Source organism: Allobosea sp. 47.2.35 (assembly GCF_024655635.1).
In the GTDB taxonomy this organism is placed as follows: domain Bacteria; phylum Pseudomonadota; class Alphaproteobacteria; order Rhizobiales; family Beijerinckiaceae; genus Allobosea.
Genome location: NZ_JANLGI010000006.1, coordinates 190,367 through 215,060 on the forward strand (window position 1 = coordinate 190,367; position 24,694 = coordinate 215,060).

Annotated in this window: 25 protein-coding genes; 8 read left to right on the forward strand and 17 right to left on the reverse strand. The window is 66.7% G+C overall.

All coding sequences use genetic code 11. The features are described from left to right. Positions 1-174 precede the first annotated feature (174 nt). The 4 genes from NUV79_RS10340 to clpS form a co-directional block, all read right to left on the reverse strand. A complete protein-coding gene (locus NUV79_RS10340) occupies positions 175-513 on the reverse strand; it encodes a YciI family protein (protein ID WP_257732994.1) in 339 nt (112 codons plus the stop codon). Between the two features lie 183 nt (positions 514-696). Next, positions 697-996 (reverse strand): hypothetical protein, encoded by a 300-nt coding sequence (locus NUV79_RS10345; protein ID WP_257732995.1) that lies wholly within the window; start codon positions 994-996, stop codon positions 697-699. A gap of 4 nt (positions 997-1,000) precedes the next feature. Continuing rightward, positions 1,001-3,526: an ATP-dependent Clp protease ATP-binding subunit ClpA gene (gene clpA / locus NUV79_RS10350; protein ID WP_257732996.1), complete on the reverse strand. Its 2,526-nt coding sequence runs from the start codon at positions 3,524-3,526 to the stop codon at positions 1,001-1,003. Between the two features lie 46 nt (positions 3,527-3,572). Beyond that, positions 3,573-3,932 carry an ATP-dependent Clp protease adapter ClpS gene (gene clpS / locus NUV79_RS10355; RefSeq protein WP_257733047.1) on the reverse strand — a complete coding sequence of 120 codons (360 nt, stop codon included), beginning with the start codon at positions 3,930-3,932 and terminating at the stop codon, positions 3,573-3,575. 284 nt (positions 3,933-4,216) lie between these two features. Between clpS and kdsA the strand changes: the two genes are divergently transcribed. Both kdsA and NUV79_RS10365 read left to right on the forward strand, forming a co-directional pair. Beyond that, positions 4,217-5,089 (forward strand): 3-deoxy-8-phosphooctulonate synthase, encoded by an 873-nt coding sequence (gene kdsA / locus NUV79_RS10360; RefSeq protein ID WP_257732997.1) that lies wholly within the window; start codon positions 4,217-4,219, stop codon positions 5,087-5,089. Further along, positions 5,082-6,278 (forward strand): MFS transporter, encoded by a 1,197-nt coding sequence (locus tag NUV79_RS10365; RefSeq protein ID WP_257732998.1) that lies wholly within the window; start codon positions 5,082-5,084, stop codon positions 6,276-6,278. Before kdsA ends, NUV79_RS10365 begins: the two co-directional genes overlap by 8 nt. A gap of 79 nt (positions 6,279-6,357) precedes the next feature. On the opposite strand, the gene queF is transcribed toward NUV79_RS10365, so the two are convergent. Continuing rightward, entirely contained in the window at positions 6,358-6,813 is a 456-nt protein-coding gene (gene queF / locus NUV79_RS10370; protein ID WP_257732999.1) for a preQ(1) synthase, read from the reverse strand. 291 nt (positions 6,814-7,104) lie between these two features. Between queF and NUV79_RS10375 the strand changes: the two genes are divergently transcribed. Then, positions 7,105-7,428 carry a hypothetical protein gene (locus NUV79_RS10375; protein WP_257733000.1) on the forward strand — a complete coding sequence of 108 codons (324 nt, stop codon included), beginning with the start codon at positions 7,105-7,107 and terminating at the stop codon, positions 7,426-7,428. A gap of 199 nt (positions 7,429-7,627) precedes the next feature. Beyond that, entirely contained in the window at positions 7,628-8,911 is a 1,284-nt protein-coding gene (gene eno, locus NUV79_RS10380; RefSeq protein ID WP_257733001.1) for a phosphopyruvate hydratase, read from the forward strand. Between the two features lie 23 nt (positions 8,912-8,934). On the opposite strand, the gene NUV79_RS10385 is transcribed toward eno, so the two are convergent. Next, positions 8,935-9,525: a hypothetical protein gene (locus tag NUV79_RS10385; RefSeq protein WP_257733002.1), complete on the reverse strand. Its 591-nt coding sequence runs from the start codon at positions 9,523-9,525 to the stop codon at positions 8,935-8,937. 219 nt (positions 9,526-9,744) lie between these two features. Between NUV79_RS10385 and NUV79_RS10390 the strand changes: the two genes are divergently transcribed. After that, on the forward strand, positions 9,745-10,734 hold the full coding sequence (locus tag NUV79_RS10390) for a DMT family transporter (protein ID WP_257733003.1): 990 nt from the start codon (positions 9,745-9,747) through the stop codon (positions 10,732-10,734). Here NUV79_RS10390 and NUV79_RS10395 read toward each other — a convergent pair. The 3 genes from NUV79_RS10395 to NUV79_RS10405 all read right to left on the reverse strand — a co-directional run bounded on the left by NUV79_RS10395 (position 10,648) and on the right by NUV79_RS10405 (position 13,032). Further along, positions 10,648-11,433, reverse strand: coding sequence for a hypothetical protein (locus NUV79_RS10395; protein WP_257733004.1), 786 nt, complete (start codon positions 11,431-11,433; stop codon positions 10,648-10,650). The genes NUV79_RS10390 and NUV79_RS10395 overlap by 87 nt on opposite strands. Then, the gene (tgt, locus tag NUV79_RS10400) at positions 11,430-12,593 is read right to left on the reverse strand and encodes a tRNA guanosine(34) transglycosylase Tgt (RefSeq protein WP_374679138.1); all 1,164 of its coding nucleotides are present in this window, start codon (positions 12,591-12,593) and stop codon (positions 11,430-11,432) included. The genes NUV79_RS10395 and tgt overlap by 4 nt, the downstream gene beginning before the upstream one ends. Before the next feature lie 82 nt (positions 12,594-12,675). Continuing rightward, positions 12,676-13,032 (reverse strand): ArsC family reductase, encoded by a 357-nt coding sequence (locus tag NUV79_RS10405; protein WP_257733005.1) that lies wholly within the window; start codon positions 13,030-13,032, stop codon positions 12,676-12,678. 125 nt (positions 13,033-13,157) lie between these two features. Between NUV79_RS10405 and NUV79_RS10410 the strand changes: the two genes are divergently transcribed. Next, positions 13,158-13,727: a phosphoribosyltransferase family protein gene (locus tag NUV79_RS10410; RefSeq protein WP_257733006.1), complete on the forward strand. Its 570-nt coding sequence runs from the start codon at positions 13,158-13,160 to the stop codon at positions 13,725-13,727. A gap of 33 nt (positions 13,728-13,760) precedes the next feature. On the opposite strand, the gene NUV79_RS10415 is transcribed toward NUV79_RS10410, so the two are convergent. Together NUV79_RS10415 and NUV79_RS10420 are read right to left on the reverse strand one after the other, a co-directional pair. After that, entirely contained in the window at positions 13,761-14,468 is a 708-nt protein-coding gene (locus NUV79_RS10415; RefSeq protein ID WP_257733007.1) for a glutathione S-transferase N-terminal domain-containing protein, read from the reverse strand. Between the two features lie 118 nt (positions 14,469-14,586). Beyond that, entirely contained in the window at positions 14,587-15,171 is a 585-nt protein-coding gene (locus tag NUV79_RS10420; RefSeq protein WP_257733008.1) for a 2'-5' RNA ligase family protein, read from the reverse strand. A 202-nt stretch (positions 15,172-15,373) separates the two neighbouring features. Here NUV79_RS10420 and NUV79_RS10425 point away from each other — a divergent pair, with 202 nt between their 5' ends. Beyond that, on the forward strand, positions 15,374-16,753 hold the full coding sequence (locus NUV79_RS10425) for a M20/M25/M40 family metallo-hydrolase (protein WP_257733009.1): 1,380 nt from the start codon (positions 15,374-15,376) through the stop codon (positions 16,751-16,753). 24 nt (positions 16,754-16,777) lie between these two features. Here NUV79_RS10425 and NUV79_RS10430 read toward each other — a convergent pair whose 3' ends face one another. The 3 genes from NUV79_RS10430 to NUV79_RS10440 form a co-directional block, all read right to left on the reverse strand. Continuing rightward, the gene (locus tag NUV79_RS10430) at positions 16,778-17,560 is read right to left on the reverse strand and encodes an enoyl-CoA hydratase/isomerase family protein (RefSeq protein ID WP_257733010.1); all 783 of its coding nucleotides are present in this window, start codon (positions 17,558-17,560) and stop codon (positions 16,778-16,780) included. A gap of 12 nt (positions 17,561-17,572) precedes the next feature. Further along, on the reverse strand, positions 17,573-18,766 hold the full coding sequence (locus tag NUV79_RS10435) for a CaiB/BaiF CoA transferase family protein (protein ID WP_257733011.1): 1,194 nt from the start codon (positions 18,764-18,766) through the stop codon (positions 17,573-17,575). A 254-nt stretch (positions 18,767-19,020) separates the two neighbouring features. Beyond that, positions 19,021-20,337 (reverse strand): aspartate aminotransferase family protein, encoded by a 1,317-nt coding sequence (locus NUV79_RS10440; protein WP_257733012.1) that lies wholly within the window; start codon positions 20,335-20,337, stop codon positions 19,021-19,023. Positions 20,338-20,470: 133 nt separating this feature from the next. On the opposite strand from NUV79_RS10440, the gene NUV79_RS10445 reads away from it, so the two are divergent. Further along, entirely contained in the window at positions 20,471-21,262 is a 792-nt protein-coding gene (locus NUV79_RS10445; protein WP_257733013.1) for an IclR family transcriptional regulator, read from the forward strand. Between the two features lie 5 nt (positions 21,263-21,267). Here NUV79_RS10445 and NUV79_RS10450 read toward each other — a convergent pair whose 3' ends face one another. The 3 genes from NUV79_RS10450 to NUV79_RS10460 are packed head-to-tail and all read right to left on the reverse strand — an operon-like array spanning position 21,268 to position 24,672. Next, entirely contained in the window at positions 21,268-22,215 is a 948-nt protein-coding gene (locus tag NUV79_RS10450) for an ABC transporter permease (RefSeq protein WP_257733014.1), read from the reverse strand. Further along, positions 22,212-23,090: an ABC transporter permease gene (locus NUV79_RS10455; protein ID WP_257733015.1), complete on the reverse strand. Its 879-nt coding sequence runs from the start codon at positions 23,088-23,090 to the stop codon at positions 22,212-22,214. Before NUV79_RS10455 ends, NUV79_RS10450 begins: the two co-directional genes overlap by 4 nt. A 43-nt stretch (positions 23,091-23,133) precedes the next feature. Beyond that, the gene (locus tag NUV79_RS10460; protein ID WP_257733016.1) at positions 23,134-24,672 is read right to left on the reverse strand and encodes an ABC transporter substrate-binding protein; all 1,539 of its coding nucleotides are present in this window, start codon (positions 24,670-24,672) and stop codon (positions 23,134-23,136) included. Between the last annotated feature and the right edge of the window lie 22 nt (positions 24,673-24,694).

Consider the following 24,694-nt stretch of genomic DNA (forward strand, 5'->3'; position numbering starts at 1 on the left):
CGACCCGGACGCGAGCGCACCATCGGCGGCCCCCAGGGCGATCGCGACCAGCGCGGTGGCGAGAGCGAATCTGATCATGGGCGATAATGTACGACGGCGGTGGGGGCGTCGGCCACTCCGACCGCCTGTTCACCGTGCGGCTGCCCGAGAGCCCCAATCCAACGCGGCCGCGCGCTAGCTGGCCGGATCGTACATGAACTCGCGGAGTTCCTGCGAGCAGCGGCAAGCGCCTGCGAGCTTCGCTGCCCATTTCACCGCCTCCTCACGCGTCGGCAGCTCCAGCACCGCAAAGCCGCCATTGAGGCGGCTGCCCGGATAAATCTCCTCGGATACCGATCCATCGGCAGCGACGAGCACGGGGGCGACCGGCTCGTTGATCCCGCCGCCAAAGACATAGACGCCGGCCGCCTTGGCTTCCTCGATCACGGCATGGGAATCGACGGAGGCGGCGGCCAGCTGCTCGCCCGTGACCACCATCGCTTCGCTTGGAAAGGAGATCAGGTATTTCGTCATGCCGCGATGATGTGCGGCAGCTTCGGAGGAGACAAGCGCGCCAGGCGGCTCAGTCGCGCCTTCTCGCACGATCCTGACAAGGATTGGCAGTTGTCGCGCCAGCAAAGGCGCTGGGCTGCGACGGAGGAGCAATGGTTGCCGGGTGAAGAGCTGAGAACGCCTGAGGCGTTCCCGGCTACGACCTCAGCCCTTGCCGCCCTTCATCGCCAGCGCGATCAGCTCATTGGCGAAGTCGATCAGTTCCTTCGGGATGCCGCCGACAGCCTGCACGCCGAGATAGATCAGGTAGATGAAGGCCGGCACCAGGATCCAGCCCAGCACCTCCTCGAAGATCTTGCGGCGGCGACGGCGCCGGTCCCGCTTCTCGAACCAGCCGAGCTTTTCCTTCTTCGGGCGCGCCGGCGCGACAGGCGCCGCCGGGGCCTCCTGAAGCACCTCGCCGCCATCGGCGGCGAGGCTCGCGGTCTTTCGCTTGAACAACACGTTCTTATGCCTTCGTCAGCGGAACCTTCGGCACCGTGCGGACGCCCTTGGCCGAGGCCTTCGGCGCGCCACCCGTCCCATCCGGAGTTCCGCCACCTTTAGGCGCTCGCCGCGGCGGAGTCTTGCTCGTTTTGCCGGTAGCCGCAGCTTTCGCGCGCGGCTTCGGCACGCGCTTGGCCGTGGCGGCCGCGACATCCTTCTCCGGCTTGGGCCTGGCCGGCCCGTCCGGGAATTCGAGGCCGAGCACCTTGATGCCGGTCTCCGACTGGACGACGACGACCTTGACCGCGCCGCCATTCTTCAGGCGCCCGAACAGCACCTCGTCGGCGAGCGGCGTCTTGATCGTCTGCTGGATCAGGCGGGCCATCGGCCGGGCGCCCATCGCCTCGTCATAGCCATTGTCGACCAGCCACTCGCGCGCCTCGTCCGAAAGCTCGATCGTGACGTTGCGGTCGGCGAGCTGCGCTTCGAGCTGGAGCACGAACTTGTCGACGACGCGCGCGACCACCGTCTTCGGCAGATGGCCGAAGGAGATGACTGAATCGAGCCGGTTGCGGAATTCCGGGGCGAACAGCTTGTTGATCGCCTCGGTATCGTCGCCCTCGCGCTTGGTCCGGGTGAAGCCATAGGCGTTGCGGGCCATGTCGGCGGCGCCGGCATTGGTGGTCATGATCAGGATGACGTTCCTGAAATCGACCTGCTTGCCGTTATTGTCGGTCAGCTTGCCGTGGTCCATCACCTGCAGGAGGATGTTGAACAGGTCCGGATGGGCCTTCTCGATCTCGTCCAGCAGCAGCACGCTATGCGGATGCTGGTCGATCTGATCGGTGAGCAACCCGCCCTGGTCGAAGCCGACATAGCCGGGAGGCGCGCCGATCAGCCGCGAGACGGTGTGGCGCTCCATATATTCGGACATGTCGAAGCGGATCAGCTCGACGCCGAGCGAGGAGGCGAGCTGGCGCGCGACCTCGGTCTTGCCGACGCCGGTCGGGCCGGCGAAGAGATAGCAGCCGATCGGCTTTTCGCCGTCGCGCAGGCCCGCGCGGGCGAGCTTGATCGAGGAGGACAGGGCCTCGATCGCCTTCTCCTGACCGTAAACGGTGCGCTTGAGCGTGGTCTCGAGATTGCGCAGCACCTCGGCATCGTCCTTGGAGACCGTCTTGGCCGGGATGCGCGCCATGGTCGCGATCGCCGCCTCGATCTCCTTCACGCCGATCGTCTTCTTGCGCTTCGACTCGGTCACCAGCATCTGCGAGGCGCCGGTCTCGTCGATCACGTCGATCGCCTTGTCCGGCAGCTTGCGGTCATGGATGTAGCGGGCCGAGAGCTCCACCGCCGCCTTGATGGCGTCGTTGGTGTAGCGCAGCTTATGGAACTCCTCGAAATAGGGCTTTAGGCCCTTGAGGATCTCGATCGTGTCCGGCACCGACGGCTCGTTGACGTCGATTTTCTGGAAGCGGCGCACCAGCGCCCGGTCCTTCTCGAAATACTGGCGGTATTCCTTGTAGGTGGTCGAGCCGATGCAGCGCAGCGAGCCCGAGGCCAGCGCCGGCTTCAGCAGGTTGGAGGCGTCCATCGCGCCGCCCGAGGTCGCACCGGCACCGATCACCGTGTGGATCTCGTCGATGAACATGATCGCCTTCGGGTGCTGCTCGATCTCCTTCATCACCTGCTTGAGGCGCTCCTCGAAATCGCCGCGATAGCGCGTGCCGGCGAGCAGCGTGCCCATGTCGAGCGAGAAGACGGTCGCGTCCTCCAGCACTTCCGGCACCTCGCCGCGCGTGATCTTGAGCGCGAGGCCCTCGGCGATCGCCGTCTTGCCGACGCCGGGGTCGCCGACCAGCAGCGGGTTGTTCTTCTGGCGGCGGCAGAGGATCTGGATCGTGCGCTGCACCTCGGCCTCGCGGCCGATCAGCGGATCGATGCGCCCGTCCCTCGCCTTGCGGTTGAGGTTGACGCAGTAAGCGTCCAGCGCGCTTTCCTTTTTCTTCTTGTCCTTGTCCTCCGGCTGGCCCTGCTCGGAGCGCTGCTCGCGCTGCGGCTCGCCCTCTTCCTCGGACCCGCGGACAGGTCGGCTCTCGCTGGCGCCGGGGCGCTTGGCGATGCCGTGGCTGATATAGTTGACCGCGTCGTAGCGGGTCATGTCCTGCTCCTGCAGGAAGTAGGCGGCATGGCTCTCGCGCTCGGCGAACATCGCGACGAGCACATTGGCGCCGGTCACCTCCTCGCGGCCCGAGGACTGGACATGGATCACCGCGCGCTGGATGACGCGCTGGAAGCCGGCTGTCGGCTTGGAATCGTCACGGCCATCGGTGACGAGATTGGTCAGCTCCGCGTCGATGTAATCGACGAGGTTGCGCCTGAGCAGGTCGAGATCGACGCTGCAGGCGCGCATCACCGCCGCCGCGTCCTGGTCGTCGACCAACGCGAGCAAGAGGTGTTCGAGGGTGGCGTATTCGTGACGGCGCTCATTGGCGAGGGCCAGAGCCCGGTGAAGCGCCTGTTCGAGGCTGCGCGAGAAACTCGGCAAGGGGCGCGCTCCTATCTGATTTCCAAAAGAACTCGATGACCCAAGGCTACTTTTTCTCCATCACGCATTGCAGCGGATGCATGTGCTTGCGCGCCAGATCCATGACGAGCGTAACCTTGGTCTCGGCGACTTCGTAGGTAAAGACGCCGCATTCGCCGACGCCGTTCTGATGCACATGCATCATGATCTGCGTAGCTTCGGCGCGGTCCTTGTTGAAGAACCGCTCCAGAACGTGAACGACGAACTCCATCGGGGTGTAGTCGTCGTTGAGCAGCAGGACGCGGTAGAGATTGGGCTTGCGCGTCCGCGTCCGGGTGAGGACGGCGGTGCCGCTGCCCTCGCGCCCGTTGCCTTCGCGCCCGCCGCCATCGTTCGGCGGCTGGCCGCGCTTGGGGCGGTCGGCCATGACGAGCCCGTCGCCGGCGCGCACCGGACGCCCTGCCTGCCTTGCCCTGTCCTGGCCTGACTGCATCATTTTCGTACGCGCCGTATTCACATCCGATCCTGCATCGCCAATCGAGATAGTGCTTCGCTTGCGAATTTACAGACCTCGCCCCTGCTTCGCCAGCCCGTTCGCAAGGGAGCCCAATCTATAAGCTCGTTGCAGGGCTGCCCTGACTTGACCCGGCCGGGCTCAACTCGACATAAGCCCGGCAAGCACCCGGCAGCCCGCTGGACAAGGACGCCGCCATGACTCCCAACGCCACCGTCACCATCGGCGAGGATCTCGCCCGCCCCGTGCGCTTCGGCAATGCGTTGCCGCTCGCACTGATCGCAGGCCCCTGCCAGATGGAAAGCCGCAACCATGCGCTCGAATGCGCGCTGGCGCTCAGGGAGATCGCCGAGGAGCTGAATATCGGCCTCGTCTTCAAGGCCTCCTTCGACAAGGCCAACCGCACCAGCGTCAAGGGCGCCCGTGGCATCGGCATGAAGGCGGCCCTGCCCGTCTATGCCGAGATTCGCGAGCGCACCGGCCTGCCGGTTCTCACCGACGTTCACGAGGTCGACCAATGCGCGCCGGTGGCCGAGGTCGTCGATATCCTCCAGATCCCGGCCTTCCTCTGCCGCCAGACCGACCTGCTCGTCGCCGCCGCGAAGACCGGCCGCGTCGTCAATGTCAAGAAGGGCCAGTTCCTCGCCCCCTGGGACATGGTCAATGTCGCCGCCAAGGTGACCGAGAGCGGCAATGCCAACGTGATGCTGACCGAGCGCGGCGCCTCCTTCGGCTATAATACGCTGGTCTCCGACATGCGCGCCCTGCCGACCATGGCCGAGATCGGCGCGCCGGTGATCTTCGACGCCACCCATTCGGTGCAGCAGCCCGGCGGCAAGGGCGCCTCGACCGGCGGCCAGCGCGAGTTCGTACCGGTCCTGTCGCGCGCGGCGGTCGCCGTCGGCGTCGCCGGCCTCTTCATCGAGACCCATCCCGACCCCGACAAGGCGCCCTCGGACGGCCCCAACATGGTGCCGCTCGCCGAGTTCAAGGGCCTGATCGCCGAACTCCAGGCGTTCGACCGCCTCGCCAAGTCGCGGACGGCCCCGGCGGCACTCGCCTATGTCTGAACCCGCCAAGGCCTCCGGCGACAATCTGGGGGCCCTGATCCCGGTCCTCGGACTCTGCGGTTTCGCCTCCACCTTCACCATGCGGCTGATCGACCCGCTGGTGCCGACCCTGGCCGTCGAGTTCGGCCAGAGCGTTCATCAGATCGCCTTCCTGGTGACGGCCTTCGCCAGCTGCTACGCGCTCGGCCAGCCCTTTCTCGGCCCGATCGCCGATTCCGTCGGCAAGCTGCGCAGCATCGCCACCTGCCTCGCAGCGCTGTGCGTGCTTTCGATCCTTGCCGCCTTCGCGACCAGCTTCTGGATGCTGCTCGTGCTGCGCGCGCTCGGGGGCGTCATGGCCGGCGGCATCATTCCGGCCGCGATGGCCGCGATCGGCGACCGCGCTCCGATGGCCGAGCGGCAGATCATGCTCGGCCGCTTCCTCGTCATCATGATCATCGGCCAGATGGCGGGCGCGACCTTCTCAGGCCTCGTCGCCGATCATATCGGCTGGCGTGCCGTGCTCGTCATTGCCGGGCTTCTCGCGGCGGGCGGCGCCCTGCTGGTGCGGCTCGTGCTCAAGCCCCGGCCGGATGCGGCGCGGCCTCCCCTGAGCCTCGCCGGCGCGGTGACGAGCTACAAGGCCGTCTTCGCCAACCCGCGCAGCAAGCTGCTCTACCTGCTCGTGATGATCGAAGGCGCCTTCGTCTTCGGCCTGCAGCCCTTCATCGCCGCGATCCTGCACCAGCGTTCCGGCGTCGGTGCCTCGGAGGCCGGCCTCGCCATCGGCGCGATGGGGCTCGGCGGCCTGGTCTATGGCCTCCTCACCCGTATCCTCGTCGAGCGGGTCGGCCCGCGCCAGATGATGCGCTATGGCGGGCTCGCTGTGGCGGTGAGCTATTTCGCCTTCATCATTCCCGGGCCGTGGTGGAGCGCGATCGGCATCTTCCTGGTCACCGGCTTCGGCTTCTTCCTGATGCACGGCACCTTTCAGGCCCAGGCGACGGAGCTCGCGCCAACGGCGCGCGGCTCGGCCATGGCACTGTTCGCCTGCTTCTTCTTCATGGGGCACGCGACCGGGCCGCTGATCATGGGCGCGCTCCTGCATCTGCTCGGCCCGCAGCTGGCGCTGGTCGTCTTCGGTATCACCATCGGCACGCTGGGCATCGTGACCCCGCGCCTGCTGCCGCCATTGGGCACGCGGACCTGAAGCCCAGGCTCCAAGCTTAAAGTGTCACGCCCGGCTTGATCCGGGCATGACACAGCATTTCAAGCGAGCACGATAAGACTCACCGCCCGCGATAGGGCGCGACGCCCTGGTCAGGCAGCCAGAGGCCCTTCGGCGGCTCGCCCGTCTGCCAGAACACGTCGATCGGGATGCCGCCGCGCGGATACCAGTAGCCGCCGATACGGAACCATTCCGGCTCCAGCAGATCGACCAGCGTCTTGCCGATGTTCACGGTGCAATCCTCGTGGAAGGCGCCGTGGTTGCGGAACGAGCCGAGATAGAGCTTCAGCGACTTCGACTCGACCAGCCAGTTCCCCGGCAGATAGTCGATGACGAGGATGCCGAAATCCGGCTGGCCGGTGACCGGGCAGATCGAGGTGAATTCCGGGCAGGTGAAGCGGGCGAGATAATTCGTGCCGGCATGCGGATTGGGCACGCGGTCGAGCCGCGCCTCCTCCGGCGAGGCGGGCAAGGCGCTGCTCTGGCCGAGCTGCAAGGTCGAGGCGTCGATGGTCATGGGATGCTCCTGCATTTGGCCGGCGTTCTAGAGCATCTCCGGCCGGTCTGGGAACTGCCGCCGGCGCCGCCGCCATTCGAATTGCCGGAAAGAGGCCGGCTCAGCATCAACGAACCGAAACAACCGGACAAAACCAAATATAAAATAGAAATTTACGGAACGATTCAAATTCTAGGTAATTTATCTCGGCAATTTTCTTAAATATCTCTCGATCTTCCACACGCTTGTTTGCGTGATCGAGCAGTACGCTCTACTTCGATTTCACGAAATCAGAAGCCTAGACCGAACTGCATGATCATTGCCGGCATACTGTTTTTGATCGGCCTGTTGATCGGCCTGTCCCATGGCTATCCGGCAATCATTCTCGCCAGCGCCGCGGTCACGCTCGTCGTCTTTCCGGCGTGGATTTTCCGCGGCGAGTTCGGACTCTTCGTCGTCCTCGTCTGGATCGGCTATCTCTTCGCGCTGCAGGCCGGCTTCATGCTCGGCAGCTATCTCGGCCTGCCCGACGAACCGGAAGACCTACCAGAACCAGACCGGCCGCCCCGCGACGAGGCAAAGCCCCGCCCACCACAGGACGGTCAGGCCGGACCAGAACAGGACAGAGGAGAGTGAAGGCCGGCGGCGGTTAGGCATGGTCTGGAACATGATCGTTTCCCGATGGGACGAAGCGTCTGGATGCCCGGGCAATCCGCAAGCCCCGCGCCATCGGACGCCTGCCGCACCGTCAAGAACCTGCGGATTGAGGCTTTCCCCGCGGCAACCGGTTGGTTAGAAGCGCCCTATCATCCCGCCTGCTTCCCCGGAGCCTGCCATGACCGCGATCATCGACATCATCGGACGCCAGATCCTCGATTCCCGCGGAAATCCGACGGTCGAGGTCGATGTCGTGCTGGAAGACGGCTCGATGGGCCGCGCCGCCGTTCCCTCGGGCGCCTCGACCGGCGCGCATGAGGCGGTGGAACTCCGCGACGGCGACAAGTCGCGCTATCTCGGCAAAGGCGTTCTCAAGGCGGTCGAGGCGGTCAACGTCGCCATCGCCGAGGCGATCGTCGCCATGGACGCCGAGGACCAGACCGCGATCGACCAGACCATGATCGAGCTCGACGGCACCCCCAACAAGTCGAAGCTCGGCGCCAACGCCATCCTCGGCGTCTCGCTCGCCGTCGCCAAGGCGGCGGCCGAAGCCTCCGGCCTGCCGCTCTACCGCTATGTCGGCGGCACCTCGGCCCGCGTCCTGCCCGTGCCGATGATGAACATCGTCAATGGCGGCGCCCATGCCGACAACCCGATCGACTTCCAGGAATTCATGGTCATGCCGATCGGCGCGACCTCCTTCACTGAGGGCCTGCGCATGGGTGCGGAAATCTTCCACACTCTGAAGAAGAAGCTGCACGACGCCGGCCACAACACCAATGTCGGCGACGAAGGCGGCTTCGCCCCGAACATCAAGTCGGCCGAGGCCGCGCTCGATTTCGTCATGCAGGCAATCGAGACCGCCGGCTACAAGCCGGGCCAGGACGTCGCGCTGGCGCTCGACTGCGCCGCGACCGAGTTCTTCAAGGACGGTTCCTACGTCTACGAAGGCGAGCGCAAGACGCGCGACCCGAAGGCCCAGGCCAAGTACCTTGCCAAGCTCGTCGGCAACTACCCGATCGTCTCGATCGAGGACGGCATGGCCGAGGACGACTGGGAGGGCTGGAAGGCGCTGACCGATCTCGTCGGCTCGAAGTGCCAGCTTGTCGGCGACGATCTCTTCGTGACCAACGTCACCCGCCTGTCGCAGGGCATCAAGGCAAAGACGGCGAACTCGATCCTGGTCAAGGTCAACCAGATCGGTTCGCTGACCGAGACGCTCGCCGCCGTCGAGATGGCGCAGCGCGCCGGCTACACCGCCGTGATGTCGCATCGCTCGGGCGAGACCGAGGACTCGACCATCGCCGACCTCGCCGTCGCGACGAATTGCGGGCAGATCAAGACCGGCTCGCTTGCCCGCTCGGACCGGACCGCGAAGTACAACCAGCTCCTGCGCATCGAGGAAGAGCTGGGCGCGCAGGCGATCTATGCCGGCCGCAACGCGCTGAAGGCGCTGGCCTGATCTAAAGCCTCACGCTGCCGCGCTCACCAGCGCGGCAGCAGGCCGTTCGCCTGCGTCAGGGTCCATGACCCTGCCGCCTGCACGCTTCCGGCAGCACCGGACACCACATCGACGACTTTCATCGCCGGCGCGACGACGTACTGCCGCAGGGATGAATCCGCAGCCTCGCCGCCTGCTGCGTCGACGGCCTGAACCGACCCCGCCGTGGTCACGGCGGCTGGAGGCAGGATCACCAGCGGCGCGGACATAGCCTGCCCCTTCGTTTCGGACAGAATCGCCAGACGGCGCGGCGGCAGCGCGACGGCGCTGGCCGCGGCCGGCGGCTTCGCCTGAGCAACGACCGCCCGCAGTGGTGTCCAATCCCCCGGCTCGGGCCAGGCCAACACCATCGGCATTGCCAACGCGGCCGGCGTCAGCAGACGCTCCTCCGGGAAACCCTCCTCGCCGCCTGCGGCGAACTCCGCCAGCCGATCCGTGAGCTTGCCGTCGCGCAGCAGGGTCAAGGTCGGCGCCTTGGCACGATCGGGCGACGCATCGGCGATGAGCGTCGGCACCATCACGAGCAGGGCCGTTGCCGTGGCGACGCCCAGCGAGAGCAGGAGATCGCTCCCCAATCGGGTCACGATCGTGGCTGGGGCAGGAAAATCAGAATCTGTCGACATCGGTCGCGCTCCGCATTGCTGCGCCCCTTGCATGTTGCGATGCAAGGAAGCCGGTGCGTCTGGGCACCAGCAGGGCCGAAACGGGGCGCAAATACGGTCTGCCGCCATACGCGCGGACGCCATGCGTAACGGCCCGTAACGGCTGGGGCGATGCGGCGTTAGAGAAAGAGGATGGACCAGATCACCCCAGCTACGATGCTCGATACGGATGCGAGGGTGCGCCGCCGCAAGCGCCTCGCGGCGCTCGGCATGCTGCTGGCCGTTCTGATCTACGGTTCGAACTTCGTCATCAGCCGCCATGCCGTGCTGAACGGGTTGACCCAGCATGACCTGATGGCGCTGCGCTTCGCCATCGCCGGGCTGCTGCTCTTGCCGATCTTCCTGCGGCCCGGCCTTACCTCCTGCGGCGGGGTCGGCTGGAAGCGCGGCCTCTGGCTGACGCTGAGCAGCGGCTTCCCGATGACCTATCTGATGCTGACCGGCCTGACGATGGCGCCCGCCGCCCATGGCGCCACCATCGGGCCGGGCACGGTGACGCTGATCGGCATCATCGGCTCGGTCGTGATGTTCGGCGCGGCCCTGACCGGGCGGCTCATGATCGGTGTCGCCGGCGTGCTCGCTGGCCTGATCTGCCTCGGCATCGCCGGCAGCGCCGGCGCGAACGCCATGACGCTGCGCGGCGATCTCTGCTTCCTTGGTGTCGGCCTGCTCTGGGGCTTCTATCCGCTGATGATCCAGCGCTGGCAGGTCGACGGCCTCAAGGCGACCGCGATCGTCTCGGTCCTGTCGCTGGTCTACCTGCCGATCTATTTCCTGTTCTATTTCCGCGGCTTCGATGTCGCCCCCTGGTGGGTGCTTGCGCTCCACGGCTTCAATCAGGGCGTGCTCAACGTCATCGTCGGCCTCTGGGTCTGGGGCTGGGCCGCGCATGTTCTGGGGCCGTCCGTGGTCGGACGCTTTCCGCCGCTCATCCCGGTCACCGGCACGCTGCTCGCGGTTCCCGCGCTGGGCGAGATCCCCTCCTCGCTTCAGCTTGTCGGCATCGTGCTGATCATCGGCGGCCTGTTCGTGGCATCATGGCGCCGCCCGGCGCGCCAGCCCGAGCAGGATCAGGTTCCAGACAACCGCAATGGCGAGGCCGAGGGCCAGCGCCGTCCATGAGCCCCAGGGCACGGCGGCGAGATGCACCGCCGCGAGCCCGAGGCCCGCACCGAGCAGGCCGAGAGCGCTGCTGCCGATGACGGCGGCTGCGGCCGGGCCGCCGGCCCGCGTATGCAGGATGATGATGAGGCTGGAGAGGATGATCGGTAGGCCGGCGAGGATGCCGGACCATTGCGGGCCGACGCGCTCGCTGAGGCCGGTCACGATGCCGACCAGCGCCGCGACGCAGGCCGCGCGGATCGGGATCGCGTAGCGCGAAATCCCCGCCGGTGGCCTCGCGCGCACCTTGAGATGGGGCCGCACCAGCACATGCACGACGGACAGGGCGAGGATCGTCAGCGCGGTAAGCGGGAGCACCGACAGCGCCATGCTGCGCAGAAGCAGCAGCAGCACCGTCCAGATCGCCAGCGCCCCGCCGAGGGAGACCAGCACGCCATGGCGCTGGGCCAGCAGCACATAGCTCAGCACGAAGCTGGCATGGGTCGCGTTGGCGTTCATCGTGCCGAGCGCGGCACCCGCGATGAAGGCCGGGCCATGGTCGAGCGCCAGAAAAACGAGGACCGGCCCGAGCGAGATCGGCAAGGTCGCGATCATCGCCGCCATCAGCGGCCCAGCGCGCTCGGCCAGCATCGAGCAGCTCACGACCACCGAGGCCGCGAGCGCCATCTTGAGAGGCAGCAGGGCGAGGCCCGTGCTCAAGCCGGCTCGCCCCTTTCCCAGCCTTCGCGGGTCTCCGCGATGAAGTCATCGAGCCGCCCGGCGGCGATCGCCGCGCGCAGGCCCGCCATCAGGTCCTGGTAATAGGCGAGATTGACCCAGGTCAGCAGCATCTTGCCGAGCATCTCCTCGGCCTTGACCAGATGGTGCAGATAGGCGCGCGACCAGCTGTTGGCCGCCGGGCAGGAGGATTGTTCGTCGACCGGGCGCGGGTCTTCCGCATGCTTGGCGTTCTTGAGGTTCATCCGGCCGAAACGCGTGAAGATCTGGCCATGGCGGCCGGCCCGCGTCGGCATCACGCAGTCGAACATGTCGATGCCGCGCGCCACAGATTTGACGATGTCGTCGGGCGTGCCGACGCCCATCAGGTAGCGCGGTTTCTCCTGCGGCAGATGTGGCTCGACCGTCTCGATCATCGCCAGCATCACGTCCTGCGGCTCGCCGACCGCCAATCCACCGACGGCATAGCCCTTCAGGTCCATGGCAGCGAGCTCGCGCGCACTCTCGACGCGCAGATGCGGCACGTCCCCGCCCTGCACGATGCCGAACAGTGCGCGGCCCGGATGGTCGCCGAACGCGGTCTTGCAGCGCTCGGCCCAGCGCAGCGACAGGCGCATCGCCTTCTCCGCAACCTTCTCCTCGCAAGGCAGCGCCACGCATTCGTCGAGCTGCATCACGATATCGGAGCCGAGCAGGTTCTGGATCTCGACGGAGCGCTCGGGCGTCAGCACGTGCTTCGAGCCGTCGATATGGGAGCGGAAGGTCACGCCCTCCTCGGTCAGCTTCCGCAATTGCGACAGCGACATCACCTGGAACCCGCCCGAGTCCGTCAGGATCGGGTGCGGCCAGTTCATGAACTTGTGCAGGCCGCCGAGCCGGGCGACGCGCTCGGCGCCGGGCCGCAGCATCAGGTGATAGGTGTTACCGAGCACGACATCGGCACCGAGCGCCCTCACCTGCTCGGGATACATGCCCTTCACGGTCGCGGCAGTGCCGACCGGCATGAAGGCCGGCGTGCGGATGACGCCGCGCGGCATGCTGATCGCGCCGGTGCGCGCCGCGCCGTCGCGGGCCGCGACCTTGAAGGCGAATTCGGGTGTGGCAGCGATCTCGGGCTGCATGGATTGGGGCTGATCGGTCATGGCCTGCGAGGTAGAGCAGCGCGCGGGTTTAGGGAAGAGACCCGCGCGCCGGATGACCGTTCCGCTCCGTCATGCGCGGGCTTCAGCCGTTCGCGATCGCCGCCTCGTAAACCTCCGGCTTGAAGCCGACGATCGTCTTGCCCTTGCCGAGGTCGAGCACCGGCCGCTTGATCATCGAGGGCTGCGCCAGCATGAGCGCGATCGCCTTCCCGGCATCGAGCCCTTGCTTATCCTCGTCAGGCAGCGCGCGGAAGGTCGTGCCGGCGCGGTTCAGCACCGTCTCCCAGCCATGCTCCTTGACCCAGCGCTCCAGCGAGGCCCTGTCGATCCCGCTCGCCTTGTAGTCGTGGAACGCGATCGCGACGCCATGGCCATCCAGCCAGACGCGCGCCTTCTTCATCGTGTCGCAATTCTTGATGCCGTAGATCGTGATCGTCATGCCGTGGTCCGAACCTCGTGAAGCCGCACGGCATCCGCCACCCGGCTGTTATCACGGTTTGCCGGCCGGGCGGCAGACAGGCATGACAGCGCAGGCGGCATCGCCGGGTACAGGCAGGGATTAGCATGGATACCGCTTCGACCTCCGAGCCGAAAATGATGGACAGCCCGGCTTTTCCCCATCGCCGCTGGAAGAACCATCCCGTCCCCGGCGTGGATTTTCCCGATGCGACGAGCTTCACAAGCAATCCCCGCTGGATGAGGGCTGCCTGCGAGGCCCTGTCGGCCCGTCTCGACAAGGAGATCGACCTTCTCGCCGGCATCGATATCGGCGGCCTAGGCTTCGCCGGTGCGCTGGCGCTGCGCAACGGCCTCGGCTTCATCGATATCCGCAAGGTCGGCTCGATCCGCGCCGATGTCGTGCGCAGCCTCGCCGCCAATTACGAGCTCGGCAACGGCATCGCCTTGTCGAAGGGCCAGGCGCTGGAAGGGCGTGCGGTCGCCATCATCGACGACTGCCTGATGACCGGCGGCACCGCGCTGGCGACGGCGCAACTGCTCCGCCGGCTGGGTGCACGCTGCACGCATGCGCTCTTCGTCTTCGAGCTTGAAGGCCTCGGCGGCCGCGAGCGGCTGTCTCGGGCCGGCATGGTCGTGCACAGCCTGCAAAAGCTGCCTCCGGCCCAACCCGAATAAGCTCTCTGGTCGGACCGAAGGAGCAGCTGCTCGTCAGGCCGGGCGCTTCGGGCTGTCGAGGCCGCGCTGCACGGCCGGGCGCGACAGGCAGCGCTCCAGCCAGATCGGCACATGGGTCAGCTTGGCGTAATCCACGAGCCCACCTGCATCGTAGAAACCGACGAGATTGCGCACCCAGCCGAGGATCGCGATATCGGCGATGGTGTAGTCGTCGCCCATGATCCAGGTGCGGCTGGCCAGCCGCTCCTCGAGCACGCCGAGCAGGCGCTTGCTCTCGCTGGCGTAGCGGTCGCGCGGGCGCTTGTCCTCGTATTCGCGGCCGGCGAATTTATGGAAGAAGCCGAGCTGCCCGAACATCGGGCCGATCGCCGCCATCTGGAAGAACACCCACTGGATCGTCTCGTAGCGGGCGGCCGGGTCCTTCGGCAGGAGCTTGCCGGTCTTCTCGGCGAGATAGAGCAGGATCGCACCGGATTCCCACAGGCCGAAAGGCTTCCCGTCCGGGCCGTTGGGATCGATGATCGCCGGAATCTTGCCGTTGGGGTTCAGCGACAGGAATTCCGGCCCCCAGGTCTCGTTCTTGCCGATATCGATGAGATGCGGCTCGTAGGGCAGTTCCAGCTCCTCCAGCGCGATCGAGACCTTCACGCCGTTCGGCGTCGGCAGCGAATAGAGCTGGATGCGGTCGGGATGCGCGGCGGGCCAGCGCCTGGTGATCGGGAAAGCGGACAAATCGGCCATGAAAGGCTCCGTCTGAATCGGATGAGGCTTCGGCCGGGAACGATAGAGCCGGCCGCGACCAAAGCAACGGCGCGGCACCCCGATTGCCGCAAACCGGCCTTGCACAGCTGCATGGAGTTCAAGCGAGCGGCCAAGTGCCTAGGATTACGTACTTCCTGTTGTCGATGCTCTCGATCAGCACGAACTCGCGCACCTGCCAGCTCAGCGGCGGCAAGGCTAAGGGCTCCCTACGCCTCCGGTCGTAGAAGAGCGTTACATGCGGCTGGAAGCTCGATCCATCGACCTTCAGGCCAGCGTGCCGCAAGGCATCGAGGAGTGTGGTGGACAAGCCATTGGCAGCAAGCAAATCCGCCCCCGTTGTCAGGGAAAATGCGTAGTTTGGTGCTGCTCCGAAGCTCGCGGCCTGATTGAACATGACGGCGAAAGAGGTCTTCCGGATCGCGTCGGCAACCGTGCGTGCCATCGCGATGCTCTGCCCGAACGGCCCATCAGGGGCAGCGATGCCTCGCAAGGTCACATGATATTTGTCCGGCCCGCGTAACTCTCCCGAAGCGCGAAGCCGCGCTCTCAAGTCACGCGCCAGCCTGTCGATCCGCGATTTCGCTTCCGCATCCGGGAGGAGCGCGAAGAAATAGCGGGGCGGTCGGCGGCCGTCTCGCGGCCGAAACGCTCGCCCACCGTCGAGGTCGAGAACGAGTTGCATATCCAACTATAGAACAAAACAAGAACAACACAAACCGCAATCCGCCCAGCGAAATTCGCAGAGCTGCCAGTCACCGTGACAACCCTGCCCGCGCTTGAGCGCCGCAGACCCCGCGTCTAGGCTGCCCTCGGTGGCCACTCGGCCGCCGCTTGCGCCCCCGCTTGGCGGGCGGCACGGATTCCTCTCCTGTCAGGCATTGGCTATGGCTTCCTCAGACGCACTCGCCGCGGTCTTCGAGCATATCGAGACCAACCGCAGCGCCTTCCTCGACCGCCTCATCGCGTATCTGCGCCACCCCAGCATCAGCGCCGAGAATATCGGCATCGCCGAGGTCGGCCTGCTGCTCGTCGACATGCTCACGGAAATCGGCCTGGAAGCCAGCCTGATCCCGACCGAGGGCCATCCGGTCGTCGTCGCGCGCTGGGAGAAGGCGCCGGGCAAGCCGACCGTGCTGCTCTATGGCCATTACGACGTGCAGCCGCCGGACCCGCTCGACAAATGGGTTTCGCCGCCCTTCGAGCCGACGATCCGCGACGGCCGGCTTTATGCGCGCGGCGTCGGCGACAACAAGGGCCAGCATTTCGCCCAGATCCTCGCGATCGAATCCCATCTCAAGGTCCATGGCGAACTGCCCTGCAACGTCATCCTCGTGCTTGAGGGCGAGGAGGAGATCGGCAGCCCGAACATTGCCGGCTTCGTCCGCGCCAACCCGCATCTGCTCAAGGCCGACCTTGCCGTCACCGCCGATGGCCCGCGCCATGCCAGCGGTGCGCCGACCATCAAGTTCGGCTCGCGCGGCGTCGTCTCCTTCGATCTCCGCTGCCGCCATGCCAGCCGCGACGTCCATTCCGGCAATTTCGGCGGCGTCGTGCCGAACCCGATCTGGACGCTGGTCCATCTCCTCGCGACGATGAAGAACCCCGAGGGTGAGATCACCATCGACGGCCTGCATGACGACATCGAGCCGCCGACGGCGGAGGAGCTGGAAGCGGTCGAGCGCCTGCCGCTCGATATCGAGGCCTTCAAGAAGGGCGTTGGCCTCACGCGCCTCGACGCGCCCGCCGACCGGCCCTTCTACGAGCGCCTCTGCTTCCGGCCGACACTGACCATCAACGGCTTCCATGGCGGCTATGGCGGACCGGGCACCAAGACCGTGCTGCCGAACGAGGCGCTGGTGAAATGCGACATCCGCCTCGTCGAGGCGCAGGACCCGGAGGACATCCTGCGCAAGGTCAGGGCTCACGTCGAAAAGCATGCACCCGAGGTCGAGTTCATCGCCGAGGAGAAGGGCATGCAGCCCTCGAAGACCTCGATCGCCTCGCCCTATACCGCGCCGCTGCGCCGCGCCTTCGTGGCGGCTCAGGGCGAGGAGCCCCTGCTGATCCCGGCCGGCTTCGGCAGCCTGCCGAACTACGTCTTCACCAAGATCCTGGGCATCCCCGCCTTCGTGACGCCCTACGCCAATCACGACGAGGCCAACCACGCCCCGAACGAGAACATGACGCTGGACTGCTTCTACAGCGGCCTGCGCACGGGTGCCGCGCTGCTGCACGAACTCGGGCGGCTCCAAAAGCCGGCCTGAGCACTGCCGCGCACTGGAAGGGCGCTACTTGCCCTTCCAGTTCGGCGTCCGCTTGCCGAGGAACGCTTCCATGCCCTCGCGAAAATCGGCGCTGGTGTAGCAGAGCGTCACGAGATCATGGCCGTCGATGCCGGCGGCGGTCGCGGCCGTCAGGCGGCGCATCGCTTCCTTGGTCGCGCGCATCGTCAGCGGCGCATGGCCGGCGATGATCTCCGCCAGCTCGCGCGCCCGGCGCATCAGCGCCTCATGGTCCGGCACCAGCTCGTTGTAAAGCCCGATCCGCGCGCCCTCCTCCGCCTCGACCAACCGCGCGGTGAAGACGATGTCCTTGACCCGCGCCGGGCCGAGGATCGCGTAGAGCCGCCCGTAATTCTCCATCGACAGGCAGTTGCCGAGCGTACGCGCGATCGGGAAGCCGAAGCGCGCGCTCGCGGTCGCGATGCGCAGGTCGCAGGCGAGCCCGATCGCAGCCCCACCGCCGGTGAAGGCGCCGGAGATCGCGGCCAGCGTCGGCACCGGGCAGCTTTCGATCGTGCCGATCACGGTCTCGATCCGCTCCTCATAGGCCAGCGCATCCTCGGCGCTGGAGAAGGAGCGGAACTGGGCGATGTCGGTCCCCGCCGCGAAGGCCTTGTCGCCCGCCCCGGTCATGACGATGACGCGCGGATCGCCATGGGCGGCCGGGTCGCGGCAGATCTCGGCGATGCGCTCATACATGGCGAAGGTCAGCGCATTGCGCGCCTGGGGCCGGTTGAGCGTGATCGTGCCGACCCCGCCCTCGACCGCATACAGGATTTCGTCGTTCACGCAGGCTCTCCGTCAGATCACGCCATCGGCCCGCAAGCGCGCGAGCCCGGCTTCGTCATAGCCGAGATCGGCCAGAATCTCGTCGTTGTGGGCGCCGGCCGCAGGCGTCGGCGTCGCGACATCGGCGGGCGTGCGCGACAGCGTCACCGGCTGGCCGATCAGGCGGATATCGCCGAGCTCGGGATGGCTCACCGGCTTGGCGATGCCGAGATGGCGCACCTGCGGGTCCTCGAACATCTCATCGACCGCATAGATCGGCCCGGCCGGAACGCTGTTGCGCTCCATCGCCTCCAGCCAATGAGCGCTGTCGGCTGACGCGAATATCTCCTCGATCAGCTCGCGCAGCTCCGGCCGGCGGGCGAAGCGCTTCTCCGTGCTGTCATAGCGGGTATCGGTGCCCCATTCGGGCCGCCCGATAGCCCGGCAGAATGAGCGCCACTGCTCCTCGCCGCCGACGCCGAGATTGATCGCGCCATCGCGCGTGCGATAGACGCCCATCGGCGTCTGGTAAGGGTGGTCGTTGCCGGATTGCGGCGGTACCGAGCCTTCGACGAGATAGCGCGCGGCCTGGAAATCCATCATCGCGATCTGGGCCTCGAGCAGCGAGGTCTGCACCCACTGCCCCCGCCCCGAGACCGCCCGCTCCTGCAGCGCGACCAGCGCCCCGACCGCGCCATAGAGCCCGGCTGAGGAATCGGCGAGCGCGATTCCGGCCCGCACCGGCCCCTGCCCCGGCAGGCCGGTCACCGACATCATCCCACCCATGCCCTGCGCGATCTGGTCGAAGCCGGCGCGGGTCCGATAGGGACCGGACTGGCCGAAGCCGGAGATCGACACCAGGATCAGGCGCGGATTGCGCGCATGCAGCGTCTCGAAATCGAGCCCGAGCCGCTCCTTCACGTCGGGCCGGAAATTCTCGACGACGAGATCGGCCTCGTCGACGAGCTTCATCAGGATCGCCTTGCCCTCCAGCGTTTTAAGGTTCAGCGCCAGCGAGCGCTTGTTGCGATGCAGGTTCTGCATGTCGTAGCCGAGGCGCGGCCCGCTCATGTTCTCGTTGGGATCGAGCCCCGGCGGGCTCTCGACCTTGATCACGTCCGCCCCGAAATCGGCGAAGACGCGCACGCAGGTCGGCCCGGCCCGCACCCGCGTCAGGTCCAGAACCTTGAGCCCGGCAAGCGCGGTGGACGGTCTCGGCTGCGGCATCGGCATTCGCTCCCTCTCGGAGCGAACTATCCGGTACGGTACGCCGCGGGGTCAATGGCGACGCGCATGCTGCATGCAGGATTGGAGCGCATGGCGACCCAGTCTTGTCATTCCGGGGCGCGCCGCAGGCGCGAACCCGGAATCCACGACTGGGTGAACCATCAGGTTCGGCTGCGACCGGCTCACCCAGCCGTGGGTTCCGGGTTCTTCGCTTACGCGAAGCCTCGGAATGACAAAAGGAGAGGCTTGAACTGCTAAGCCACCGCCCGCGCCGCGTCGCGCACGGCAGCCAGCGTCGCATCGACCACGCCTGCGTCATGCTCCGACGACACGAACCAGGCGCCGCGCTCCAGCACGCGCACGCCGCGCTTCAGCAGTTCATGCGCGAAGCGGCTATAGGCGGCCTTGTCGGCGCGCGCGACATCCCGGTAGTTCCGCGCCGGCGCGTCGAGCCCGAAGGCGACATGGAACATCAGCGGGAAGCCGGCGACCTGCGCCTTGATATCTGTCTCCGCGAGAATGGTGCGGATGCCGTCCTGCAGGCGCTGGCCCTGAGCGGAACTGCGTTCGTAATGCTCCGGCGTCAGCGCCTTCTGGGTCGCGACCAGCGCCGCCATCGCGACCGGCTGGGCATTGAAGGTGCCGCCATGCAGCACGCCGTCGGCGAACAGGTCGAGCAGGTCGGCCCGGCCAGCGATCGCCGCGACCGGGAAGCCGTTGGCGATCGCCTTGGCCATGAGGGTGAGATCCGGCGTCACGCCGAAGCGCTCCTGCGCCCCGCCACGCCCGAGCCGGAAGCCGGTGATGACCTCGTCGAAGATCAGGATCGCGCCATGCTTGCGGCAGGCGGCGAGCGCGCCTTCCAGATAGCCCGGTGCCGGCGCAATGGCGCCCTGGTTGCACATCGCCGGCTCCATCAGCACGGCGGCCACATCGCCCTTGGCGAGGCGGGTTTCCAGTGCCGCGAGATCGTTCCAACCGAGGATCGAGAGCCCCTCTCCGGCTTGCGGATCCTGGCCCTTGCTGCCGATCACCGGTGTCGGCGCCTCCTCGGGCCCGGCTGCGTTCAATCCCGGCGCCGTCGACCACAGGATATTGTCGAACCAGCCGTGGTAATGCCCTTCGAACTTGACGATGGTCCGCTTAGCCGTAGCAGCACGCGCCAAGCGCATCGCGGCCTGCGCCACCTCCGAGCCGGATGAGCCGAAGCGCAGGCGCTCGGCCGAGGGAATGCGCTCGCAGATCAATTGCGCGGCTTCCGCTTCGACCGGCATCTGGCCGGCGAAGAGGATGCCTTTCTCGGCCTGACGCTTCACCGCCTCGATGACGGGCGCCGGCGTATGGCCGAGCACCGTCGCGCCCATGCCGCAGTAATAATCGATGATCCGGTTGCCATCGACATCGATCAGATAGGCGCCCTCGCCGCGCTCGAAGACGAGCGGCCCGGGCTGCATGCCCAATCGGAAATTGCTGTTCACGCCGCCGGCGATGAAACGTGCATTCGCCGCAATCTGCCGGGCGGATTCATCGAAGCGCAGGGCGCCCGCCTGCTGGCTGTCCGTGCCTGTCATTGCGTTGCCTCCCGCTGTTGCCCCGACCTCACCAGACCACCTGCTCCGCGTAAAGGAACAGGGGTTTCGCCTTGCGGAATTCGCAGGCCTTGGCCATCCTGGCCCTTGAGCGAGCGCGACCACCGGAGCGGCCATGCCCACGAAAACCGACAACCCCTATGTCGTGCAGCCGGTGATGAAGGCGCTGAAGGTGCTTGAGCTGGTCGCCCGCCACGGCCACGAGATCGCGCTCACCGCCGTCAGCAAGGAGCTCAAGATCCCGAAGACGACGACCTTCCGCTATTTGCAGACGCTGACCGCCGCCGGCTTCCTCGACCACAACCGTGCGACCGACCGCTACAATCTCGGCCCGCAACTGCGTGCCATCGCCCGCGCCGATGCCAGCGTCAGCAAGGTCCGCGAATTGGCGCGCCCGGCCATGATCGAATTGATGCAGGAGTTCAACGAGACCGTGAATCTCGCGGTCAAGGGCAACGGCACCGTCGTCTATATCGACCTGATCGAGGCCAATCGGTCGCTGCGCATGCAGGCCCGCATCGGCGAGAGCCATCCGATGCATTCGACCGCGCTCGGCAAGGCGATCCTCGCCTTCCTGCCCGAGGTGGAGCGGCAAAGGCAGCTCGACCTGCCGCTGACCGAGCGCACCGGCCGCACGCTGCTGGAGCGCGAGGAGATCGAGCGACAGCTTCGGCAGGTCGCCCGCACCGGCTACGCCACGGAGATGGGCGAGAACGAGGACGGCGCCATGTGCGTCGGCGTGCCGATCCTCGACGAGGACGGCTACCCCGTCGCGGCGCTCAGCGTCTCGGCGCCCTTGATGCGGATGCCGCATTCGCTGGCGGCCAAGGTCGGCACGCGCCTGCGCGAGGTCGCAGCCGGCATCTCGACCCATCTCGGCTCGCGCCCGACCGCCGACCTGCGCTAGGGCGCTCATCGGTATTCGATCCGCGGGTCGATCCAGGCGTAGAGCATGTCGACTGTGAGGTTGATCAGCATATACGCGATCAGGATCACCAGGATGCAGCCCTGGATCAGCGGGTAGTCGCGGGTGCTGATCGCCTGGATCAGCAGGCGCCCGAGCCCCGGATAGGTGAACACCGCCTCCGTCACCACGGCGCCGCCGATGAAATTCGCCATCATCAAGCCGACGATGGTGACGAAGGGCAGGAGCGCATTGCGCATGATGTGGAAGCCGACGATGCGGTTCTCCGGCACGCCCTTGGCCCGCGCCGTGCGGACATAATCGGCCCGCGCCTCGCCGATCAGCGACGCCCGCAGGAAGCGCGCCAGGATGCCCGAGACATAGGTACCGAGCGTGATCGCCGGCAGCGCGAGGCTGCGCAAGGCATCGACCGGAGACTCCCAGAACGGGACATGCCGCGAAGCCGATGGCAGCCAGCGCAATTCCACCGCGAAGAGCAGGATCAACAGGATGCCGAGCCAGAAGGTCGGCACGCCCAGCGCGAGCGCACTCCAGCCGCTGAGCAGGCGATCAAGCCAGGAATTCGGCTTCACCGCGCTCGCGATCGCCACGGGAATGCCGATGACCAGCGCAACGAAGATTGCCGCCAGCGCCAGTTGCAAGGTCGCCGGCAGGCGCTCGCCGATCAGTTGCAGCACCGGCTGGCGGCTGTGCAGCGAGAGCCCGAAATCGCCCATCGCCGCGCGTCCGAGCCAGTCGGCGTATTGCACGACCATCGGCCGGTCGAGCCCGTAGCGCTGGATCGCGGCGGCGATCTCCTCCGGCCCGGCATTCTCGCCGACGATCACCGCGACCGGCCCGCCGGGCACCGCATAGATCATCGCGAAGATCGCGAAGGAGGCGATCAGCAGCACCGGCAGCATCTGGAACAGGCGGCGCAGGACATAGGCCGTCATCGCCGGCCCCCGATCGTCTCGCCGCTGGCATCGGTCTCGTCGCGGTCGAGGATCGCGGTCAGCGCCCGGCCGATCGTATCGAGCGAGAGGATCGTCAGCGTCAGCACGATTCCGGGCAGCACCGCATAGGTCGGCGCCTCGTAGAGATAGGATTTGCCGGTGCGCAGCATCTCGCCCCAGCTCGGCGTCGGTGGCGGCACGCCGACCCCGAGGAAGGCCAGCGCCGCCTCCAGCAGGATCGCGATCGAGGCCAGCACGATCGCCTGCACCACCAGCGGGCTCAAGGCGTTGGGCAGGATCGTTTTGAACATGATGTAGCCGGGACTACCGCCGAAGCCGCGCACCGCCGTGACGAAATCGAGCTGGCGCAGGGCCATGACCTGCGCCCGCGCGATCCGCGCGAAGCCCGGAATGCCGGCGATGCCGACCGCGATCAGCGCCGCCCCCTGGCTGCGGCCGAGCACGGCGATCAGCGCCATCGCGAACAGGATGTTGGGCAGCGCCAGCAGCACGTCGATGCAGCGCATCAGCAGGGAATCGCGCCAGTCGCCATAGAAGCCGGCGGCGAGCCCGATCGGCACGCCGACCAGCGCCGCGATGATGACCGCGCCGACCGCAGTCAAAAGCGAGGTCCGCGCGCCATAGATGACGCGCGCCAGGATATCGCGGCCGAGTTCGTCGGTGCCGAACCAGTTCTCGGCCGAGGGCGGCAGCAGCGAGGCCGCCACGCTCTGCGACAGCGGATCGAAGGGCAGCACGGTCGCGAAAGCCGCCGCCAGCGCCACCAGCCCGAGAAAGCCGAGCCCGAGCGCTGCACCGCGCCGGGCGAGCAGCCGGCGCAGCAATCCCTTGATCCGGGCCAACGTCTCCGTCATCGCCGGGCGCCGCGCTCGCGCCGCCCGGCGCCGTCAGGCCGCATCATTTGAAGCCGATGGTGCGCGCGATGAAGAGGTTATCCATATCGAGCGTGATCCCGCCGATCTTGTCGGAGGCGACGATCAGGCCGACATCGTAGGAATTGGTGGGGATGCCGAAGGCCTCCACGACCATGACCTTGTTGAGGTTGTCATAGGCCGCCTTGACCTCCGCCGCCCCGCCGGACGCGCCATCGACCCTGGCGATCGCGGCGACGTAGTCGGGATGCGGATGCGGGTCCTTCAGGACCGGATTGCCCGAGGTGCGGTAGATCGAGTTGGTGGCGACGCGCGACGGGAATTTCTGAACGTTGCCGACGGCGCCGAAGGTCGCGGCGAAATCGCCGCCAAGCAGAGCGGTGACGTATTCCGCGCCCTGCCGCATGTCGAGTTCAACGGGGATGCCGATCTTCTGCAGCGAGCCCTGCACGATCTGGCTGATCGCGACCGAAGGCTCGTCGCTGCCATTGACCAGCAGCTTCCAGTTCTTGAGCTCGTCGGCGGAAAGGCCGGAAGCGGCGATCAGCTTCTTCGCCTTCTCCAGGTCATAGGCATAAGTCGCGTTGTAGCTCTCGTCATAGGCCGGGCTCGCCGGCGCCCAGGGCAGCGCCACGACCTTGCCCATGCCGGCATAGCCAACGCGCAGGATGCTCGCCCGGTCCATCAGATGGTTGAAGGCCTGCCGGAACGCCTTGTTGCGGAACGGCCCGCGCGTCGAATTGATGCGGAAGACCTGCACCAATGGCCCCGGCCCGGCGAAGACCTGAAAGCCGGCATTCTTGAGCCTGACGGCGCTGCGCGAAGAGCCGTTATAGACGATATCGACCGCGCCCGATTCCAGCGCGGCGCTCGCCGAGGCATCCTCGCTGAACACCGTGAAGACGAGGTCCTGCACGATCGGCTGCTTCTCGCGCCAGTATTTCGGATTGGCCTTGAGCGTCAGGCTCTGCCCTACCGCGCGGTTGACCAGCGTGTAGGGCCCGGTGCCGGCCGGCACGGTCTCGACCGTGTCGATGCCCTTCGGGTCGATCGGGATCAGGAACTGCAGCAGGTCGAGGATCTGGCGCTCGGGCACCGGGGCCTTGAAGTTGATCGTCACGGTGGAATCGTCGGGCGCCGACCAGTCCTTGACGATCGACATCGTCGGGAACACGTTCTTGCCGCGCTTGGGATCGGCGCCCTTCTGCAAGGTCGCCAGCACGGAATCCGCCTTGAACGGTGTGCCGCTCTGGAAGGTCACGCCGCTGCGCAGCTTCAGCGTCACCGCGCTCTTGTCCGGCGCGATTGTCCACTCCGTCGCCAGGCTCGGCTCCGGCTTCCCCTCCGGCGTGTACTCGATCAGGCTGTCATAGAGGTTCTTGATGACGTGGAAATTCACCGTCGAGAGCTGCTGCGGGTCGTAATTCGCCAGCTCGCTCAGCACGGCGACGCGCAATCTCCCGCCCTTGAGCTGCTGGGCCGAGGCCGGCAAGGCTCCCGCCAGGGACACGCCCGCCAGCGCAAGGCCGGCCATGCCGAATTGACGTCGCGACAGCTTTGTCATCGCTTTCCCCTTTGTTGTCTCT

What these genes read in the sequence shown, in the direction of transcription:
- NUV79_RS10340 (WP_257732994.1), bottom strand. Translation starts at nt 513, where the DNA reads ATGACGAAATACCTGATCTCCTTTCCAAGCGAAGCGATGGTGGTCACG.
- clpS (WP_257733047.1), bottom strand. Translation starts at nt 3,932, where the DNA reads ATGGCCGACCGCCCCAAGCGCGGCCAGCCGCCGAACGATGGCGGCGGG.
- kdsA (WP_257732997.1), top strand. Translation starts at nt 4,217, where the DNA reads ATGACTCCCAACGCCACCGTCACCATCGGCGAGGATCTCGCCCGCCCC.
- NUV79_RS10365 (WP_257732998.1), top strand. Translation starts at nt 5,082, where the DNA reads ATGTCTGAACCCGCCAAGGCCTCCGGCGACAATCTGGGGGCCCTGATC.
- queF (WP_257732999.1), bottom strand. Translation starts at nt 6,813, where the DNA reads ATGACCATCGACGCCTCGACCTTGCAGCTCGGCCAGAGCAGCGCCTTG.
- NUV79_RS10375 (WP_257733000.1), top strand. Translation starts at nt 7,105, where the DNA reads ATGATCATTGCCGGCATACTGTTTTTGATCGGCCTGTTGATCGGCCTG.
- eno (WP_257733001.1), top strand. Translation starts at nt 7,628, where the DNA reads ATGACCGCGATCATCGACATCATCGGACGCCAGATCCTCGATTCCCGC.
- NUV79_RS10390 (WP_257733003.1), top strand. Translation starts at nt 9,745, where the DNA reads ATGGACCAGATCACCCCAGCTACGATGCTCGATACGGATGCGAGGGTG.
- tgt (WP_374679138.1), bottom strand. Translation starts at nt 12,593, where the DNA reads ATGACCGATCAGCCCCAATCCATGCAGCCCGAGATCGCTGCCACACCC.
- NUV79_RS10405 (WP_257733005.1), bottom strand. Translation starts at nt 13,032, where the DNA reads ATGACGATCACGATCTACGGCATCAAGAATTGCGACACGATGAAGAAG.
- NUV79_RS10410 (WP_257733006.1), top strand. Translation starts at nt 13,158, where the DNA reads ATGGATACCGCTTCGACCTCCGAGCCGAAAATGATGGACAGCCCGGCT.
- NUV79_RS10415 (WP_257733007.1), bottom strand. Translation starts at nt 14,468, where the DNA reads ATGGCCGATTTGTCCGCTTTCCCGATCACCAGGCGCTGGCCCGCCGCG.
- NUV79_RS10420 (WP_257733008.1), bottom strand. Translation starts at nt 15,171, where the DNA reads ATGCAACTCGTTCTCGACCTCGACGGTGGGCGAGCGTTTCGGCCGCGA.
- NUV79_RS10425 (WP_257733009.1), top strand. Translation starts at nt 15,374, where the DNA reads ATGGCTTCCTCAGACGCACTCGCCGCGGTCTTCGAGCATATCGAGACC.
- NUV79_RS10435 (WP_257733011.1), bottom strand. Translation starts at nt 18,766, where the DNA reads ATGCCGCAGCCGAGACCGTCCACCGCGCTTGCCGGGCTCAAGGTTCTG.
- NUV79_RS10440 (WP_257733012.1), bottom strand. Translation starts at nt 20,337, where the DNA reads ATGACAGGCACGGACAGCCAGCAGGCGGGCGCCCTGCGCTTCGATGAA.
- NUV79_RS10445 (WP_257733013.1), top strand. Translation starts at nt 20,471, where the DNA reads ATGCCCACGAAAACCGACAACCCCTATGTCGTGCAGCCGGTGATGAAG.
- NUV79_RS10450 (WP_257733014.1), bottom strand. Translation starts at nt 22,215, where the DNA reads ATGACGGCCTATGTCCTGCGCCGCCTGTTCCAGATGCTGCCGGTGCTG.
- NUV79_RS10455 (WP_257733015.1), bottom strand. Translation starts at nt 23,090, where the DNA reads ATGACGGAGACGTTGGCCCGGATCAAGGGATTGCTGCGCCGGCTGCTC.
- NUV79_RS10460 (WP_257733016.1), bottom strand. Translation starts at nt 24,672, where the DNA reads ATGACAAAGCTGTCGCGACGTCAATTCGGCATGGCCGGCCTTGCGCTG.